This window comes from Rhodoferax sp. SPJ21, from assembly GCF_058216335.1.
This window is the reverse complement of the sequence record NZ_JBYZMO010000001.1, coordinates 64,914-83,792: the sequence shown is the minus strand read 5'-3', so window position 1 is coordinate 83,792 and position 18,879 is coordinate 64,914. Positions and strand designations below refer to the sequence as shown.

General features: G+C 57.0%; 13 protein-coding genes. 6 read left to right on the top strand and 7 right to left on the bottom strand.

The window, feature by feature from the left end:
* Positions 1–13: 13 nt before the first annotated feature.
* From AC4BBN_RS00285 to AC4BBN_RS00270, 4 genes are all read right to left on the bottom strand, one after another.
* Positions 14–472, bottom strand: coding sequence for a RidA family protein (locus tag AC4BBN_RS00285; protein ID WP_490589954.1), 459 nt, complete (start codon positions 470–472; stop codon positions 14–16).
* Between the two features lie 90 nt (positions 473–562).
* Entirely contained in the window at positions 563–1,576 is a 1,014-nt protein-coding gene (locus AC4BBN_RS00280; protein ID WP_490589953.1) for a transglutaminase family protein, read from the bottom strand.
* A 64-nt stretch (positions 1,577–1,640) separates the two neighbouring features.
* Positions 1,641–4,226 carry a circularly permuted type 2 ATP-grasp protein gene (locus AC4BBN_RS00275; RefSeq protein ID WP_490589952.1) on the bottom strand — a complete coding sequence of 862 codons (2,586 nt, stop codon included), beginning with the start codon at positions 4,224–4,226 and terminating at the stop codon, positions 1,641–1,643.
* Positions 4,227–4,359: 133 nt separating this feature from the next.
* Positions 4,360–7,935 carry a transglutaminase family protein gene (locus tag AC4BBN_RS00270; RefSeq protein ID WP_490589951.1) on the bottom strand — a complete coding sequence of 1,192 codons (3,576 nt, stop codon included), beginning with the start codon at positions 7,933–7,935 and terminating at the stop codon, positions 4,360–4,362.
* Between the two features lie 117 nt (positions 7,936–8,052).
* On the opposite strand from AC4BBN_RS00270, the gene AC4BBN_RS00265 reads away from it, so the two are divergent.
* Both AC4BBN_RS00265 and AC4BBN_RS00260 read left to right on the top strand, forming a co-directional pair.
* Entirely contained in the window at positions 8,053–8,955 is a 903-nt protein-coding gene (locus tag AC4BBN_RS00265; RefSeq protein WP_490589950.1) for a ComEC/Rec2 family competence protein, read from the top strand.
* A 198-nt stretch (positions 8,956–9,153) separates the two neighbouring features.
* Positions 9,154–10,254, top strand: a complete 1,101-nt coding sequence (locus AC4BBN_RS00260; protein ID WP_490589949.1) for a hypothetical protein — start codon at positions 9,154–9,156, stop codon at positions 10,252–10,254.
* 653 nt (positions 10,255–10,907) lie between these two features.
* Here AC4BBN_RS00260 and AC4BBN_RS00255 read toward each other — a convergent pair.
* From AC4BBN_RS00255 to AC4BBN_RS00245, 3 genes are all read right to left on the bottom strand, one after another.
* Positions 10,908–11,888 (bottom strand): hypothetical protein, encoded by a 981-nt coding sequence (locus AC4BBN_RS00255; protein ID WP_490589948.1) that lies wholly within the window; start codon positions 11,886–11,888, stop codon positions 10,908–10,910.
* 713 nt (positions 11,889–12,601) lie between these two features.
* Positions 12,602–13,990 (bottom strand): type II toxin-antitoxin system HipA family toxin, encoded by a 1,389-nt coding sequence (locus AC4BBN_RS00250; RefSeq protein WP_490589947.1) that lies wholly within the window; start codon positions 13,988–13,990, stop codon positions 12,602–12,604.
* The gene (locus tag AC4BBN_RS00245) at positions 13,987–14,307 is read right to left on the bottom strand and encodes a helix-turn-helix domain-containing protein (RefSeq protein ID WP_490589946.1); all 321 of its coding nucleotides are present in this window, start codon (positions 14,305–14,307) and stop codon (positions 13,987–13,989) included. The genes AC4BBN_RS00250 and AC4BBN_RS00245 overlap by 4 nt, the downstream gene beginning before the upstream one ends.
* Before the next feature lie 677 nt (positions 14,308–14,984).
* On the opposite strand from AC4BBN_RS00245, the gene AC4BBN_RS00240 reads away from it, so the two are divergent.
* Genes AC4BBN_RS00240 through AC4BBN_RS00225 form a run of 4 tightly spaced genes read left to right on the top strand, consistent with a single transcriptional unit; the run spans position 14,985 to position 18,794 of the window.
* Positions 14,985–16,025 (top strand): hypothetical protein, encoded by a 1,041-nt coding sequence (locus AC4BBN_RS00240; RefSeq protein ID WP_490589945.1) that lies wholly within the window; start codon positions 14,985–14,987, stop codon positions 16,023–16,025.
* A gap of 29 nt (positions 16,026–16,054) precedes the next feature.
* Positions 16,055–16,774, top strand: a complete 720-nt coding sequence (locus tag AC4BBN_RS00235) for a zinc metalloprotease (RefSeq protein ID WP_490589944.1) — start codon at positions 16,055–16,057, stop codon at positions 16,772–16,774.
* The gene (locus AC4BBN_RS00230) at positions 16,771–17,826 is read left to right on the top strand and encodes a S1 family peptidase (protein ID WP_490589943.1); all 1,056 of its coding nucleotides are present in this window, start codon (positions 16,771–16,773) and stop codon (positions 17,824–17,826) included. The genes AC4BBN_RS00235 and AC4BBN_RS00230 overlap by 4 nt, the downstream gene beginning before the upstream one ends.
* Entirely contained in the window at positions 17,823–18,794 is a 972-nt protein-coding gene (locus AC4BBN_RS00225; RefSeq protein WP_490589942.1) for a S1 family serine peptidase, read from the top strand. Before AC4BBN_RS00230 ends, AC4BBN_RS00225 begins: the two co-directional genes overlap by 4 nt.
* The last annotated feature ends 85 nt before the right edge of the window (positions 18,795–18,879 follow it).

Here is an 18,879-nt window from a genome sequence, read left to right as displayed (position 1 = left end):
GGCCAGGGCTGGCTCAGGCGACTTCTGCGACCAGTTCGATCTCTACGCAAGCGCCCATGGGGATTTGCGCCACGCCAAAAGCGCTGCGCGCATGCGCGCCTTTCACCGGGCCGAACACTGCGCCCAGCAATTCGCTGGCGCCGTTGGTCACCAGATGCTGCTCAGTGAAGTCAGCGGTGGAGTTCACCAGGGACATGACCTTGACGATACGGGTGATCCTGTTCAGATCGCCCACCGCGGCGTGCAGCGTGCCCAGCAGGTCAACCGCTGCAGCACGAGCTGCCGCCTGGCCGTCGGCGGTGCTGATGCTTTTGCCAAGTTGGCCAACCCAGACCTTGCCGTCCTGCTTGGCCAGATGGCCGCTCAGGAACACCAGATTACCGGTTTGTACAAAGGGCACATAGGCTGCTGCCGGCGTAGAAACGGGGGGCAGGGTGATGTTGAGTTCTTTGAGTTTGGCGTAAACGTCCATGGTGCTTCCTTATGGTTAAAAATGGTTCTAGCGCAGGTTTTATCTGCGCAGTTAGCTATCTATTTGATAGTGAGTGAGCGTAAGGCTACTTCAGGACTGCCATTGCGTCGGTGCGGGCAACCAGTTGCTGCTTTGGGATTGGCTTTGCGATACGCCGCCGTCTGCTTGGCCTGGCCCGGTCTGGCTCTGGCGTTGGGTCAGGTGGGCATAGGATATGGGCGCGGCCTCCAGCGGCATGACGGTGACGGCGACGCGCAAGGTGTGGCTGGCGCCGCCATGGATAACGCCGCGCATCGGCGACACATCCGAATAGTCACGCCCTGTGGCCAAGGTCACATAGTCTTCACCCGGCATGCGGTTATTGGTGGGGTCGAAGTCACACCAGCCCTGGTCGCCCACAATGTCTGGCACATAGACGGATGCCCATGCGTGGGAGGCGTCACTGCCAATCAGCCGGGGTTGGCCGGGCGCCGGGTGCGTCAGCAGGTAGCCGCTGACATAGCGTGCCGGTAAGCCCATGGCACGGAAGCAGGCCACCATGATGTGGGCAAAGTCCTGGCACACACCTTTGCGTAGCGCCAGCGCCTCGACTGCGGGTGTGTTGACTTCAGTGCTTTCAGACGAATAGGTGAAGTCGGTATAGATGCGCTCCATCAGGTCCTGGGCAGCCACCAGCAGGGGCACGCCTTGCGCGAAACTGGGCCGTGCATAGGCAGCAAAATCGTCATGGCGCGGCACATAGGGGGATGCAAATACGAATTCGGAGGCCGGATTGAAGCGTCCGCCGGCTTGGTAGCGGAAGCGCTCGCGCACCTGTTCCCAGGGCATGCCGCTCTGGGCCCAGGCGGGTTCGCGGGTGTTGACCACGCTGCGAGCGATCACGCATAGTCGTTCGTGGGCTGCCTGCAGTGAAAAGAACGAGCACAGATTGCCGTACACATCCAAGGACTGGGTTAGCTGGCTGGGCGTAGGGCTGATTTCCAGCGTATGGCTCAGCAGCTGCTGGTGGGCGCTGCTGGGCGGGCGCAAATGCGCCACGTGTTGGGCGGTCTCAACTGCCGGATGGTAGGTGTAGCTGGTTTCGTGGGTGATTTCCAAGCGCATCTCGGTGGCCTTTCAATGGATTGCGCCGTGCACGGCCTGGCGGGCATGTTGGCGTGGCTGCACATCAGGCTCCCAGGCTTCGCTTGGCGTCCCGCGAATGGGTGAAGTAGGTAGCGCTGATGTCGTCCGAGGTGTCATAAGCACATTGTGCACACTGCGTCAGCAGCCGTATCAGGTGGCTGTAGTGCCCCTGGGCGTCCACACTGCACAACTTGGCCAGATCCCAGTCGGCCGGTGCCACGACCTTCTGGGCCATGGGGCTGAGTTCATTTGGCGCGCTGCCAGCCAGCTTGGCCAGGCGACCACGCATTGTCTGTGCGACCCAGGCCAGCGAGCGGGGGTTATCGCGGTCCAGCACCAGCAGGTCCAGCAGGGCCACGACTTCGCGGCTTTGCTGGTACTGCGAATGGAAGGTGATGCTGCTGTCAAACAGCGACACCATGGCTTCAAAGCCGCCGGTATTGGCCACGGAGCCGGTTTTGAAACCGCGCGCCAAAGCGCTGGACAAAAAGCCCAGGCGCTCGATATGGCGGCCAATGCTGAGCAGGCGCCAGCCATCATCACGGGTCATGCGGTCGGTCTGGGCGCCGGTCATCGCGGCCAGGTGGGTGCTGGTGGCTTCGAGCACCTGCAAGGCTTCAATGGGCGAGAAGTCGCTGCCACGGCCATTGCGGGCGCAGCGGCTGAAGAACTTCTCTTCGGCGCGCAGGATGACGTTCCAGTGCTCCTGCGACAGCCGTTCGCGCAGCGTGGCCGCCGTGTTCTTGATGGCCCGCAGGTTGTAGCCCACGCTGTGCGCAGCATTCGGGTCCGCCAGTGCGGCGATCAGTGAGCGTTCAAACACCCGCCGCGCCTGCAGCGGGGAGGGCACAGCGGCCAGTACCAGTCCGTGCTGTACCGACATTTCATGCAACCAGGACAGGAAGGGCGTGGCCGTCTGGTCTTCTCCCCCTAGGCCTTCCAGGGTGACGCGCGCCAGGCGCAAGGTGTTTTCGGTGCGCTCGGCATAGCGGCCCAGCCAGAACAGGTTTTCGGCTGCGCGGCTGGTGACGCGGTGGCTGCGCCGTGTCACGACCTCAGGCGACAGGCTGGTGTGCAGCAGCGTGGTGCGGTCCACTTCGCCTTTTGCCTTGACCCAGACGTCGGCACTGCTGCCGCCACGCTGCATGGATGCCACGCTGTCGCCGGCATTCACCATGCGTGCCAGGCCGCCAGGCAGTACGCGCCAGGACTGCGGACCATCCGATACGGCAAATACGCGCAACATGGTGGAGCGCGGTGCAATGCGTGCCGGTTGGCCGGGCTGGGTGCTCCAGGTCGGCATTTGCGACAGGGGCATATAGGCTTGCACCGTGTATTCGTCGCCCTGGCGCAGGATGCGGCCAGCCCATTCGTCTAGCTCGCGGCGCGACAGGGACCTGCCCAGCACAGCGTCAAACGAGCGGCGGCTGGCGGCGCCCTGGTAGGTGGGTTTGATCACACAGTTGCCGAGTTCGGGCAGGGCGGCTTCCATGGCGGCACGCTCGCCGCACCACCAAGTCGGTAGGGCTGGCAACTGCAAGTCTTCGCCCAGCAAGTGGCGCGACAGGGCCGGCAGAAAACCCAGCAAAGCGGGGGATTCAAGAAAGGCCGAGCCGGGTGGGTTGGCCATCAGCACATTGCCAGCGCGTATGACCTGCAGCAGCCCGGGTACGCCCAGGCGGGAGTCGGGACGCAGCTCCAGCGGGTCCAGGAACTGGTCGTCCAGGCGTTTCAGCAGCCCATGTACCGGCTCCAGTCCTTTCAAGGTCTTGAGGTAGAGGCGCTGGTCGCGCACCGTGAGGTCGCTGCCTTCTACCAGGGTCAGACCCAGGTAGCGTGCCAGGTAGGCGTGCTCGAAATAGGTCTCGTTGTACGGGCCGGGGGTGAGTAGGGCGATGTGGGCATCCTTGCCTGCCGGGCTCATGCGCTTGAGGCCATCCACCAGGGCCTGGTAGGTTGCGGCCAGGCGCTGGATGTGCATGGACTCGAATGCCTGCGGAAACAGGCGCGAGATGGACAGCCGGTTTTCCAGCAGATAGCCTAAGCCCGAAGGGGCCTGCGTGCGTTGCGATACCACCCACCAGTTGCCGTCGGGGCCACGTGCCAGATCAAAGGCGGCCACGTGCAGGTGGGTACTTCCCAGGGGCTGCACGCCATGCATGGAGCGCAGATAGCCAGGGTGGCCTTGCACCAGATCGGGCGGTAACAAGCCCTGCGCCAGCAGTTGTTGGGGGCCATAGATGTCGGCTAGCACGCGGTCCAGCACGCGCACCCGTTGCAGTACGCCGGTTTCGATTTGTTGCCAGCTTTCGGGGGTGACGATCAGCGGGAAAAGGTCCAGCGACCAGGGGCGCTGTGGATTCTCCGGGTCGGCGTAGACGTTGTAGGTAACACCGTTGTCGTGGATCTGGCGCTGTAACTGTTCGGTGCGCCGGTTCAGGTCGGCAAAGCCGCTGGAGCCCAGGTGTTCAAAAAAATGGTTCCACTCCGGTACTAGGGGCGCGCGATCGGCGGCGGACTTGTGCGGCGTGGCGTCGGATGCCCTGGCCTGGCCGCGCAACTCATCAAAATGCCCTAGTGCTGCGCTGCGCGCAAGCACAGACGCCAGGGCTCGGGGGTCCTGCGACATGGGCATTTGAAATAGGGGGGTGTTCTGATTTTCCACAATTCACCCAATTGTCACACCAGATGACGGGGCAAATGCCGTAGGCAGATGCCCCCCGTGCATAAACATATGCCACCCACCAGGGGCGGCGGGTGGATTAGCGACGCAGATCCAGAGTGAACGGGAACTCGCGGCTGCCGGGCACGTTGATGGTGGCCGGGGGCACACGCATCTCGCCAGGGGTATGGCCCATACGCGTGAAGCGCGACAAACGGCGGCTTTCTGCGGTGTTCGCATTGACCGGGAAGCTCTCGTAGTTCACACCGCCTGGGTGGGTCACGAAGTACTGGCAGCCACCTACCGAGTGCTTCATCCAGGTATCCACAATGTCGAAGGTCAGTGGCGCATGGATGCCGATGGTGGGGTGCAGGGCCGATGGCGGGTTCCAGGCGCGGTAGCGCACGCCGGACACATATTCGCCCACGGTGCCCGTGGGCTGCAGCGGCACGGCATGGCCGTTGCAGGTAACCACGTAGCGGCTTTGGTTGAAGCCGGTCACGCGTACTTCCATGCGCTCCAGCGACGAGTCCACATACCGTGCGGTGCCGCTGGACGTGCTTTCTTCGCCCAGCACATGCCAGGGCTCCAGCGCGTTGCGCAGGGTCAGCGTCATGCCATGGGTCTGGATGTCGCCCACCAGCGGGAAACGGAATTCTAGATGTGGTGCAAACCAGCTGCGGTCGAAGGCATAGCCTGCGGCCACCATTTCGTCGATCACATCGTTGAAATCCATCTCGATGAAGGCCGGCAGCATGAAGCGGTCATGCAGCTCGGTACCCCAGCGCGTAGCGGGCGCCTTGTACGGTTCGTTCCAGAAGCGGGCCACCAGAGCGCGCAGCAGCAGCTGCTGGGCAATGCTCATGCGGGCATGTGGCGGCATCTCGAACGCGCGGAACTCCAGCAGGCCCAGTCGGCCAGTGGCGCTGTCTGGCGAGTACATCTTGTCAATGGAGAACTCGCTGCGGTGGGTGTTGCCGGTGGCGTCGATCAGGATGTTGCGCAGCGTGCGGTCCACGATCCATGGTGGCATGTCCTGGCCGTATTTTTCACGGTTCTTGGCGACCTGTTCGACCGCGATTTCCAGCTCGTAGAGCTGGTCGTTGCGGGCCTCGTCCACGCGTGGCGACTGGCTGGTCGGGCCGACAAACATGCCGCTGAACAGATAGCTCAAGCTGGGATGGTTGTGCCAGTAAACCAGCAGGCTGGTGAGCAGCTCGGGCCGGCGCAGGAACGGGCTTTCTGCTGGTGTGGCGCCACCCATGACGAAGTGGTTGCCACCGCCGGTGCCTACGTGGCGGCCATCAGTCATGAACTTTTCGGCGCTCAGGCGGGATTCGAACGCGGCGTTGTACAAAAACTCGGTGTTGTATACCAGCTCGCCCCAGGATGTGACGGGGTGTACGTTGACCTCGATCACGCCGGGGTCGGGGGTCACGGCCAGCAGCTTCAGGCGCGGGTCACGCGGTGGTGGATAGCCTTCAAGGACCAGCTTGACGCCGAGTTGCTCGGCCGTGTTTTCCACGGCGGACAGCAGTTCGATGTAGTCCTCCAGCAGCTCCAGCGGCGGCATGAAGACGTAGATCACGCCGGACTTGGTGCCCACGGCTTCGGCCTTGGGGCCGCTGGCGCGGCGCGGGTCGCGTACTTCCACGCACAGCGCAGTGCGGCCGACCCAGGAGGCGGACTCATTGCGTGCCGGCATGCGGTTGAAGTCGGCGGGCTCGGTTTGCCCTGGGCGGGACGCATTTGCCAACGGGGGCACGGCGCCCAGTGCGCTGGCCGAGCCGTCCTGGCGTTGCCGGGCGGCTTCGGGCTGCGGCGTACCGCCGGCCTGGTAGGGCATGCTGGCGCGCTCGGTCAGCGTAGGCACCTGGGTCGGACGCAGAGGGCCGCCGACAGCGGTGGCGCTGCTGGTGAAGCCGGCTGCACGCGCCGCAGCACGGTTGGCGTAGCGGGCGTAAATGCTGCTGGATTCGGGCAGGCCCGGGCGTGGAATCGACGGGTCCTGCTCAATCATGTACGGGAATTCAGCCTCGCTGACCCATGGCAAGGAGTCCAGTGGCAGGCGGAAGCCCATGGGCGAATCGCCGGGCATCAGGTACATGCGCTCGTCGCGCAGGAACCAGGGGCCGGTGGTCCACACCGGGCCGGCCAGGCGGGGGCCGTCGGCAGGGCGGACCGGCAGTACATAGCCGATCACCGAGTCCAGTTTTTGCTCGAACACCCGGCGCAGGCGGGCGCGCTCCATCTCGTCGCTGAGCTTGGAGTTGAACGGGTCTACGTTGACCGGCAGGCGGCGTTCGCGCCACAGGTAGTACCACACGTCTTCAAAGGCGGGCAGGATGAACTTGGGGGTGATGCCCAGGTTTTCCGCCAGCCGTTGGGTGAAGCGCTGTGCGTCTTCGCTGGTGTAGCTGGACGGCTGGCGTTCATCGGCAAACAGGGCGGGGTTGCGCCACACGGGCTGGCCGTCGGCACGCCAGAAGATGTTCAGCGCCCAGCGTGGCAGTTGCTCGCCGGGGTACCACTTGCCTTGGCCAAAGTGCAGAAAGCCGCCCTGGCCGTATTCGTCGCGCAGCTTTTGCACCAGCTCGGTGGCGAACCCGCGCTTCGTGGGGCCGAGTGCATCGGTATTCCATTCGGCGGCGTCGCGGTCATTCACGGCGACAAAGGTGGGCTCGCCGCCCATGGTCAGGCGCACATCGCCGGCGACCAGGTCTTGGTCGACCTTTTCACCCAGGGCCAGCACTTCGGCCCATTGCTCGTCTGTGTAGGGCTTGGTGACGCGTGGCGATTCGTACAGACGCGTGACCTGCATGTGGTGGGCGAACTCGACCTCGGCCTTGTCCACGCCGCCTTCAATCGGCGCGGCGCTGGAAGGCTGGGGCGTGCAGGCCAGGGGGATGTGGCCTTCACCCGCAAACAGACCCGAGGTGGCGTCCAGGCCGACCCAGCCGGCACCGGGCAGGAAGACTTCGCACCAGGCGTGCAGGTCGGTGAAGTCCACTGTCGTGCCGCTGGGGCCGTCCAGGGCTTTCACATCGGGGGTCAGCTGTATCAGGTAGCCGGATACGAAGCGCGCCGCCAGGCCGCAGTGGCGTAGCAGCTGCACCAGCAGCCAGCCGGAGTCGCGGCAGGAGCCGCTGGCTTTTTCAAGCGTTTCCTCCGGTGTTTGCACGCCGGGTTCCATGCGGATCAGGTATTTGATGTCGTGCTGGATCTGCTGGTTGATGGCAACCAGGAAGTCATTGGTGGGCTGCTTCTTCAGGTCCAGCTTGTCGAGATAGGCCTGCACCAGCGGCGTGGCAGGCTCTGTCATCAAATAGGGGGAAAGTTCTTCCTTCAGGCCATCTTTGTACTTGAAGGGGAAGTGCTGGGCCTCGGGCTCCAGGAAGTAGTCGAAGGGGTTGTACACCGCCATTTCGACCACCAGGTCCACTGTGACCTTGAATTCGGTGGTCTTTTCGGGGAACACCAGGCGGGCCTGGTAGTTGGCGAACGGGTCTTGCTGCCAGTTCACGAAATGGTTGGCGGGTTCAATTTTCAGCGAGTAAGAGATGACATTGCTGCGGCAATGGGGGGCAGGGCGCAGACGGATGACTTGGGGGCCGAGGTTGACCGGGCGGTCGTACTTATAGTGCGTAACGTGGTTCAGTGCGGCGTGGATCGACATGTATGTGTCTCTTGGTAGCTGGAAAGTTCTGGCCAGACAACGTCTTGGCCTGCTCGCATACTAGCAAGTCCTGAGCCACGGGAATGTGTAGATGATGTGGCAGTGAGACATAACCTTATGCAAAACCCTTGGCCGTCTGAAATTAAACGCGTGGCGCTGGTGGCTCCTGGCCTGGCGGGTTGGGTAGCGGGCACGGCGCTGCAGCTAGCGCAGGCGCAACTGTGGTCCTGGCAGGGTTATGGGTCGATTGTGCTTCTAGCGCTTTTTTTTATTGCGTGTGTAGCTATTAAAAGTATAGCTTTTGTAGCGTCTTGGATACATGGGATGACCCGATGGGCCCTGGCTTTTCTGGGGGCCTTGTTGCTGGCCTTCGGGCTGTGCGGCCTGCGCTGCACGGCCTATGTGCAAACCGCGCTGGACCCCGCGCTGGAGGGGCGTGACATCACGGTGGTCGGGGTAGTGGCGCAGATGCCACAGCGTACCGAGTCCGGCCTGCGTTTTCGGCTGGAAGTGGAGTCCGCCCGCATGGGCAATACGCAGGTTGCCGTGCCGCCACGCATCGACCTGTCCTGGTATGACGGTGTGCTGGCTTTTGGCGCGGGCGGCAGCGCCGCACAATGGGAGCTGCAACGCCAGCTGCCCGACCTGCGTGCCGCCCAGCGCTGGCAGATGACGCTGCGCTTGAAGGCGCCACACGGCGGACGCAACCCCCACGGATTCGACTTCGAGCTGTGGCTGTGGGAGCAGGGCGTTCAGGCCACCGGCTATGTGCGCGCCGGCCCCAACGATGTAGCGCCCCAACTGCTGGAGAGCACTTGGTGGCACCCGGTGGAGCGAGCGCGACAGGCGGTGCGTGATTCCATTTATTCGCATGTGGAGGACCGCCATTTGGCCGGCGTGATTGCGGCCCTGGTGGTGGGTGACCAGGGGGCCATCGAGCGGTGGTGGCTTACATTAAAGTTCTGCTCCGGGATATCGTTGATTCATAAGGGTTTTTTACTTTCACAACTTTCGGAGTGACATTAAAACCTTGCTCCAGCAAAAACTGGTTGAAAACTGAAGTGACATTAAAGTTCTGCTCCCAAGAAGGTCCGTTGAAATTAGCGACCCTCAGCGGTCGGAACTGGCACCCATAAATGCAAAACGCACCATGTAGGTGTGTAATCTGGGCAACACTGCCGGTTCATTCAGGCAACTGGTTATCACGCAAGGGGCCACTTGGACATGAAAATCTCACGTGAAGAGCTCTATCGCCGTGTTTGGGCGACACCGGTTCGAACCCTGGCCAAAGAATTCGGCATTTCTGACGGAGGCCTGGCCAAGGTTTGCCGCAAGAATCACATACCGCTTCCGCCAGTTGGGCATTGGATGAAAGTACAGCATGGGAAGGCGGTGTCGCAGCCAGCACTCCCACCTTTAGAGGCCAAAGAATTGGTTTTTGAGGTGAGTTCCAATCGGTTCCATGCTCCATCCATGCCGGATGTGCAGGCCTTGGTCACCAAGGTTCCCGAGTTGGATTTCAAGGTTCCTGCCAAGGCAATAGACCTCTCGCCCATTGCCGCACAGACCCATAAAGCACTGTTGGCGGCGAAGCCTGATGCTCGCGGGTTGGTGGCCTGCGCTGGGTCTAGCGTATTCAATTGCTCGGTCAGTCCCGATTCGGTTTCTAGGACTGTTCGCATGCTGCACGCCATCGAACTGGCATTGCCGCAGCTGAATGCCAGGTTGACTAGCGCAGGCAGCCACTCCCCCGTGGTGGTTGAGTACGAAGGCACCACGGTCAGGATGCGGGTCATTGAGGCGTACACCCGGTCGGAAACCAAAGTGCAGAACAGCAAGTACGAATGGGACTACACCAAGACGTACAAATACCATCTGACCGGGCGCCTCACCTTTGAAATCGAGGAGTGGTTCGACGGACAAAAGCGGTGGTCCGACACAGCACGGCAGTCCATGGAGGGCAAGCTGGGCGGTTACATCCTGAGTCTGGTGGACGCCGCCAAGGCAATCATTCAGCGCAAGCTCGAATGGGCGGAACAGGAGCGCTTGCGCGAGGAGGCTGCCCGTAAGCGTGATGAGGCCGCCAGGCGCCTCAAGGAAGAGCAGGCCTTCCGGCAGCAGTTATTCGACGAAGCTGCGCTCTGGCAGAGATGCGAGGCGGTCCGGCAATATCTTGACCACGTTAGGGGGCGGTTCGCTACCAGCAAACAGCCGATTTTGCAGAAGGACATGGACTGGCTGGAACATGCTGAATTGGCGCTAGCCGACATGTTGCCGCTCGAGAGGCGACTGGCCCAAGCAACGGCCCCCTCCCCCTAATATTCCTTCTTGGCTGCTCGAAATCGACATAAGCAGTTGATTTCAAAGTGTTTTGGCCAACAGCTTATTACCACCCAGCACCGATGAAAAAAGCGCCCAAGTTGAGAATTGAGCGCTTCTTGAGGTAATCCTTTGTTGCTTAGCAACGCCTAAACCAGAACGGCTAGCCTGTGCCCAACGAGCTATTCGAGGAGGGGTCCGGCTATCCGCGCTGCTCAATGGCACCCCATCGACGTGGACCTGAAGCTCGCGTTCAAGAAGTCTCCTTCAGTGCTTTGCCGTGGCATTGTGAGAAAGTTCCTCGCCGCGATTCTTAAAAAGGTCTGTTTTCAGGGGCACTACGCGACGTGTTTCTCCCTATTGAGGGGCGAACACCTTACGAAACGCCAAGCGATTACGCCGGCATCCTGTCTACTCAGTCCCGGGGACCGTAGCCCGTTACGTATGTCTCAAAGTGGTCTTCGCACAGAGGGCCGGCATCAGTGGTGTTCTGCGCGGGGGCTCCGCAATATTCGCACTCTTGGCCGCGAAGCTCAGCATCCTTTTTACAGGACGGGCACAACGGGTGGGTAGGGTTGAACTCCGCGTCCACGTCCTCGAATGCCACGGGACCCGTTTTGCAGCCACAGTTTCTGCATTTGAAGCGGAGAGCGTTAGCCATGAGGCACTCCTTTGCCCATCGTGCGTGCAAAGAAGGCTTCAGCCTGCTGCTCAGATGTCAATGGCGCCCATGCTGGCTTGTGCTTATAGAGCAGGTTGCGCATGTCTTCCGACAGCTCGACCTCCACAAGGTATTTCAGGAATGACACAAGCCCTTGGCGAGTCTCCAGCATCGTGGCGAAAGTGTTTTCTTGGAGGTCATCCAGGATACGGTCGGCGTCTTTGTATCCGCACTCCAGCGTCATAATGACGCATTGAAGGGCATCAACGAAGTAGTTCTCTGCCAGCAGTCGTTCGCCAAGCGCCGCCAAGGCCATTGGAAAACCATTGATGTGCGCTTGGACTAGCAGTTCCGCAGACTTTGTGGACAACGGCTTGCCAAATGGAGTTGCCAACAGGCCGCCAATGAACTGCGAGTACACGTGGCCCTGTTTGGCCAAGGCGTACATAGCCTCCTTGATGTGCTTGTCGGCTTCTACCTCGGTTCCGTAGAAGAAGCGGCGATACTCCGGCTCTCGCGGGTCGACTACGAGCACGTCATTAAAGGTATTACGGAATTTTTTGGCGACCTCGTCTCGCAGCTTATCGACGAGCTGCGCGTGCTTTAGCCCGAGTAGCTTCTCGCTCAATTCGTCATATTTGCGAGCCTTACTGCTTGCAGTACCAACGTTCAGGGCATGAGCGCGCAAGTCTTCGATGGTCTTGACCTCTGGATGCGAGGGGATGCTCACTTGCAGGCAAAGAGTGTCGCATTCTTGGCTCGCAAGCTCGAAGTCATTCTTCAGGTATTCGAATTTTTCCAGTTCGAACGCGGAGTGAGGCAACTGACGCGGCCAGTATCTGGGAGGACGAACTCCGGAGTCTTCCTGAACAGGTTCGGAACGAACAAATGCAAGTGATTTCCCGGTAAGTAAAAACCTGCGGGGAACTGTAAGAGCCTTGCCCTTATGCTGGAGTCGGAATGATGGAGCCATGATGTGCACTTTATGAAAATTTTTGGCATCCGACCTCTACCGCAAATTTCAAAAAGCGAATCGGGCTGAAGACAGTACTCATCAGGCCGAAGACACGATTCAAATAACCAACTATCACGCCAATGTTTTGTCCTGGGGTCGGACAGCGAGTGAACTCGCTGGAGACAATGTGGAGGCTTGTGCCACGCATGAATTGTAACCTTTGGCCGTCGACCTCTCGGGAGACGGCATGCAGAATTTTGTGTTGATGGACGCTGCTGCGCGCCACTGAACACTTCTATATCAGCAAGAAAATCTACGCCCCCCTACAGGGGGTAGGTATCGGGCGCAGGCGAAGCGCTAGCTTCCGACGTCGGGTGTCGTGCGAGTAGTGATTCCCAAGGAAATCTAAGGTGGCGGATTGTGGGTGTTCCAAGAGCAGCCCGGTCGGGCGATGGCCCGGGCAGCTACTGTGTTGCTTGGAACCGCATTGATGTGGCGATTGGTGACCATCGAATGGTAATTTCCTCCAAAAGGTTTGTGGTCCGAAGGCTCCTTGTTTAGAGAACCCGCAACTAGATGGGTTCACAGCGTAAATACCGTGAATCCCGATGAGCGCGAACTGCTCTTGGCCACGGTGCGACTGATAGAGCCTTTGATAGCAGCGCGTCGCTGGTGGTGGGTCCAGGCGCTGTTACGCCTGACCCGGGCTGCGCGGCGCTTGAAGGGGGGTATTAAGCGGTTGCAGTTTTACTTGCGCGCTTCTCGAAGGACTGCACCATCTGGTGTGAGCGAAAGTGCGTCAAAAGATTGCTCTTCATATGGCCGGTGATACCGGAGGCGGCAATCATGTCAGGCCACTTAACGACCGCCGCAGCAATGACCTTGCGCAGGACAGCAGCCATCGGCTTCTCAGGAAGACCCAGAATGGCACAAAACTGGCGCAGCACCGCGGGCGAAAGCTGGGGCTTGCCCGGCGTCGCGATGCCGGATTCCACCTTGACCTTCGGCTTGAGCCCAGGTGTGTCGGGCGGAAGTAAATGCAGCGCATGGCCCACCCGCTTGGCATAAGCCGAGTAGCCGACGATGTCGTAGGCGCCAGGTAGCTCGGGGCGGTGGCCATCGGGATAGTGCAGGCCGATGTTTTTTAGGTGCATATCGGGGTTGCCGAGCAGCTCGTTGACGAGCAGCCTACGCAGCAGCTCGGTGACGCCCTCCTCGCCAAACAAGGCGTTCAGCACTAGGGCAACCTGGGTATAACTCGCTTCCCGGTACTTGTCCTCCGGCCAGACCCCCAGGACCTGCGCAAAGTCTTCGCAGTGCGCGCGACCGGGAGCGTCTCGGTCATAGCGGCTCACGGCCAGGAACAGGGTCTGCGCATCCGCCTCGCCCATGTCATAACCGTGCTCGACCGCCAGCAGGGCTAAGGGTGCCAGCCGGGCTTCGCAGACGTTCACGCCAGCGGCACCGGCCAGCTGCAGCGACAGGTGCTCGAGCTCGGGCAACCGCGGCTGGCCAACGACGGGCAACTTGGCGATGATGTGCGCCTCGCCGGTCTTGGTGCGCGCCACGTAGCGGCCGTCCTTCAAGGTGACGGCCACCTTGGGCTGCACACCGGACAGAGACACGCCTTCTTCAAGAGGTTCGGCCGTAACAGACATCTCCAGGGCATCCTGGTTCTGGGTGATGTAGCGGCTGAGCGCGTCCCGGTCCAGGTCCACCGGTAACGCGTACACAAAACCAGGCAGGTCTTTGCCACAGGCTGCCAGCATCTCGAAGTGGTCCTTCGGGTCACAAGCACGCAGTTCGGCTATATGGTCCCGAAAGACGCCTTCGGGCAACAGGTTCTGAAAAAACGCTGGCAGCAACCAACCGTTGCGGTTCGAAAACCTGCCGTTGAGCAGGCGCGAGGTGACGTCCGCCCAGAGGGTGCGCTGTGCTTCGGGGTTGGCCGCACGCAGACTCGAACTCAGCAGAAGGGCCGCAGGGTCGGTGGCGAAGCCCTCGTCCGCCACGAAGCGGGTAGTGACCGCATCGTGGGACAGATGGTACTGAAACAGGACACCGATGCGGTGGGCGGCATCCGTACCCCCGAGGAAGATGGCCAAGGCTTTGACGTTCATACACCGGGCTCCTCGGCACGGACGCCAGGCACAGTCGCGCGCTCCAGCGCAGCCTGGACCACGGACTTGACGGCCGGCTCGGTGACACTGCCCGCATGCACCGCAGAGGCTACCGCCTTCGGTACCAGAACCATCTCCAGCCCCAACCGGTCGGCCACAGCTAAAAGCGTGCCGAGGCGGTAGTCGCGCGAACCGTTGAGCATCAGCTGAAGAGTACGAGGTGCGAGGCCCGCACTGGCGGACAGCTCGGCTTGGGTGATGCCTTGGCTGCGCATCTGTTGGCGTAGCAGCTGGGCGATTTCGGAATGGCTTTTCATGGCTACTTTGGTAGTATTTCTTGAACTAAGAATACTTGTGTAGCTAATAGAAGTCAAGAAAAAGCTACTTATGTAGCTTTTAATTAAAATACAATACATTTGTAGCCATTAACTACCGAGGGAGCAAGTAGTTGCCAGCATGGCCGCGACGTAATATGTGAGTGGCTGAATTTGGTCTGTAAGGACACCAAGCTTCCAGTAAAACAGCCGTTGTCGTTACGTTCAACCCTGAGCAGCAGCGGTTGATTAAAGATTTGTTAGACGAAGAACGGAGTAAAGACCCTTCGCTTGAGTCTCACTTTGCTGAATCTATTCTCGAATCAGTGTACGTTAAAAACTTGGAAAGTGTGCAGGGTGGCAAGCGGTATGTCATGTAGCCTCGGATGTAAAGGCCGGTATTACTACTATGTTTAAGTCGCTGGGGTTGCAACGTGCGTGGGCTAGCAGTCAGGAGCGCCTGTTCGCTGCTTGGCGGGCAGTTGCTGGCTCCGCTAATTTCGAACCAAACTAGCTCATGTTCACTTCCACTCTGCGTAACGGGTACTCGTCGGCATTAACCTAGAAGCCGTCTACCTAATCATGATAAGGATAGATTTTAACGTTGCATTGAATTTATCTTGCAATCTTTCGGTTCCAAATCGATGATGTGAGCAACTAGTCAAAAAGAGGGGGACGCGATGAAACTGCGAACAATGTTGCTGTCGACTAGCGCGCTTGTTCTATTTGTCTCGGGTTGTGGAACGCCGTACATAGATGCTGGTGGAAAGCTCGCCCAAGGATTTGATAGTGGCACTGCCATTTTGTCTAAAGGCATCGAAGGGCGTTCAGCGACCGTTCGTCAACATCTAGTACTTAGTCCACGCGCGCCGCAGCTAGCTGGAGGAGTAATCCCCGCAAAATTCATCGCCCTTTCTTGCGCTCAATTCGACAGGACTCTGGCTCGTGAAATAGTGGCAATTGCGAATTTACAAGCGTACAGCGCTTCTGTAAAGGCTCATACGACAGCACCTAAGGAAACTGACCTCGGAAGTACCCTTTCTAGGCTAGCAAGTGCTCAAACTGTGGCCAAACTCGATTCTGTTGAAAAGCCAGCGGATGAACTTAATCAAAAGCTGATGCAACAGTTTGACACCTGCGCCCAAGATGTTAAAACTATTTTTGTTATGCCCGCAGCTACTCCTCCAATTGCGCTAATCGTCGCGGTATATCCAAAACTTAAAGAACTAGCAACACTGCTTGCAAGTCAAGCTGAGAAAAAAGTGCGAGAAGAAAGGTTTCAAAGACTATTGATGGACGATGAGTATCAAAAGTCTTTCGCTGAGTCATTGGATGTTTTAGATAAGTCTGCACTGACAGGTCAACTTAGCATCTTCATTATGAAGCAACGACAACTTGCTCTTTGGTCGGCATATGCGAATTTCGTCGCTATTGAATCGGCCAGTGCAACTACTTCGTATCTTGAACTATCTAAATTCGCTTCTGCAATGTCTGAAGACATGTCGACGTTTGATGCTCTTTATCAAATTAGCTTTACGCAGACAGTTTCTAACATGCGGAAATTAAATGACACCCTGGTCTCCGCAGCTAAGCGCGGCGAACTTCCAAAAGGAAATGATGTTGGTGGAATCAAAGAATTGGTGGAGTCACTCGATTTTCTTGTCTCAGTAGCAGAAAAATATGATGCTACCAAGGATGCACTAGCAAAAGCAAAAAAATAACGGCGGTCGACTGCGAAGAGGGGCGCAATATGAAACATCCTAGCAAGAGATTTTTTGAAGCGTTGGCCTATTTAGTATTTTCTATGTTATTACCGGTAGGCACGAATGCTCAGGAAAGTAGCTTCCAGTCAGCATTGGAGTCTGTTCTGTTACTCTCGCAAAATCCACATATAAGACCATACGCTAGGGTAATGGCGGAAGCCCGATGGGATTCCTTAAATATATTTGTATGTTGGGAAAAAAATTCCCACTTATACGAAAATGAGAAAAAAATTGTAGAAAAATCTGTAAAAGAAACATGGCAAAAAAACTCCCTGCTAATTCTTTCAGGTTGGGAGGAGTGCCACTCTGAAAACAGAGGTATTCATATTGGAATCGAGGATTCTGGCCCTAGAACAATCGGTCTTGGTTCTACACTTGACAAGCAGCCTAATGGAATTATATTAAATTTCGAGTTCAAGGCATTTCCAATGCCGTGCGAGTCTCAATCCAGAAATGAATGCATTCGAACTATTGCTGTGCATGAATTCGGACATGCACTTGGATTCACACACGAAGAATGGCAGAAAGATACCCCAGACTCATGCGTTTTACTTGCTGCAGGGCCTACTGGTGACCGTTCACTTACCCCATATGACATTCATTCGGTAATGAGTGGATGTAATCCAAAATACGATAATTTAGGCCAGCTTAGTAAACTGGATATTGACGCTCTTCACGAATTTTATGGTCAGAGGCCCATTTCATGATTTCAAATTTTGAATTTGATAGAAGGCAATTGCTGGCAAGTTTTTCCGGAATGATTTTGACTGTACGAAGCATTAATTTAGCCTATGCTGATACTCCATCAGAAGAACCTTTAAGTGCCAAGTTGGCACCCGTCGTTGTTTATCTTAGAATAAAAAAAACTGACGCAAAAAATGGAGCAGTTTACAATGTTGACTGCACAGGATTTCTCATTGGAAAGGATGGATGGGTATTGACTGCCGCTCACCCGCTAAGTGCTCCAATATTGGATGCTAACAACGCAGTCATTCTGACGCAACCAATACCAGAAATTTTAGGGAGTATAGGGCAACGTCAGCACGAATTGGAACCACTTCGCGCACATGTGGTGAATGACAAACTAGATTTGGCTTTATTGCAATTTCGAAATTTCAGCGACCCCAGGGAAAGATTATCATTTGGTCGAAGTTCAAATATCAATGTTGGTGATTCTGTCTTTGCTTCTGGTTTCATGTATGACGACAAGCCCAGAACAACTGTCGAACTTAAAGTCACTTCAAAAGGCGGTGTTAGTCCATTATGGAATTTATTCGAGAAAACAACTAAGGGACTAAGTGGTGCTCCTTTGGTTAATAGAAATGGACACGTCGTTGCAATACTAATTGGAGGGGATGAGCGACCAGCCGGTGGTAGCTATGCGCTTCCAATAAATATGGCACGTGAGTACGCAGTCATTGCAGAAGCAATATATGCTGACGACTTAACTTTAGTTACCCCCGACACTTCACTTGACTCTTTTCAGAAAACGTTTACTCATAAATTTCGCGCTCCGAACGTAACTGAGGAAGCAATAATTCGACGTCCGTATGTAAAGGCCTATCTAGTGCCTTCAGGATGTGAAATAGTTTCAGCGGCTTTCTCTGTGGATAGACAAGAAGGCCTTTCGGAAGGCCCAATTGTCACCATCACTGAACGGAACGTGAGTGTTGCTTATAGCCTGGATTGTGGCCCAAAATCTTCAGGTAAGACGGGTTGGCTAGAAGGGTCTGTTGTAATGGACCTGGTAAAGAAATGAAAATAAAATCATTCCACTGTCGAACGCTTTTTGTTGCCGCCTTGTTATGCTTGCAGGCGCTGGCATCCGCTGGTGAGCTGCTGGACGATGCGGCAGTTCAATTTCGAGTAGAAAACTTGGGCTCTAACGGAGAGACTCGGATTTCCAACGCTGCGGGGGTTCAACTAAACGCTGATGGATTGATTTTAACGACTGCGGCGCCTTTTTCACCTGGCGCTAGCCTAGTTAGAGTTTATGCAGTCGACAGGGAGCCATCAAAGTATTCACGCCAGTATGAGGTGCTGTTTGTTGATAGGCAGGCAGATATTGCCGTTCTCAGAGCACCCAGCTCATCTAAGGCTGCCAGCAGCTTGCGGCTAGGGGACCAAAATGTGACGTTGCTACCGGGTTCCACATATTTTGGAGTAGATTTTACCGAGAGGTCACGAGATACATCAAGCTCTAGTGGCATAAGTCTCTTTCCAGTGGCGCCAAATAAACTACAGGCAATTAATGGCAGCCGTCTATTCGTTGGGTCGCCAATTACGACTGAGCAAGGTATGCTAGTTGGTCTTGTAAGCGAAGTCGATAGAGGTGGCATCGCAACGGTTAAACCAATATCTGTAAATTCGATTCCGCCATCTGTATATGCATCTGTATCGGGAGCCTCTCAAGGCCTTAAGACTCCCCTTACTAATCAGCAAGTTCTAGTAATTCCTTTAAACGCCACCCAAGATACTCACTTGACCGGTACGACCGTACGGCACTTTCAACAAAAAATCGACGCCCCTTCTGGAGCAAAAATAATAGACGCAAGCTTCTCTATCAACAGCGCCAATAAATTGACTGAAGGCCCTGCAATACAAATTTCGCCGGATAGTAAGACTGCGATAGTATCCTACACATTAGAAAGTGGTCCTATATGGAATCAATGGCGCGGCTGGTTATTTGGTGAGGTGCGGTTGGTTTTGGCTACGGAAAAGTACTGACAAAATCATTGGTCAGTGAGTAAGATTTTTTAGTATTTTAAATGTTGCTGAATTTATATTTTATGTCTTATAAAATAAATTAGCT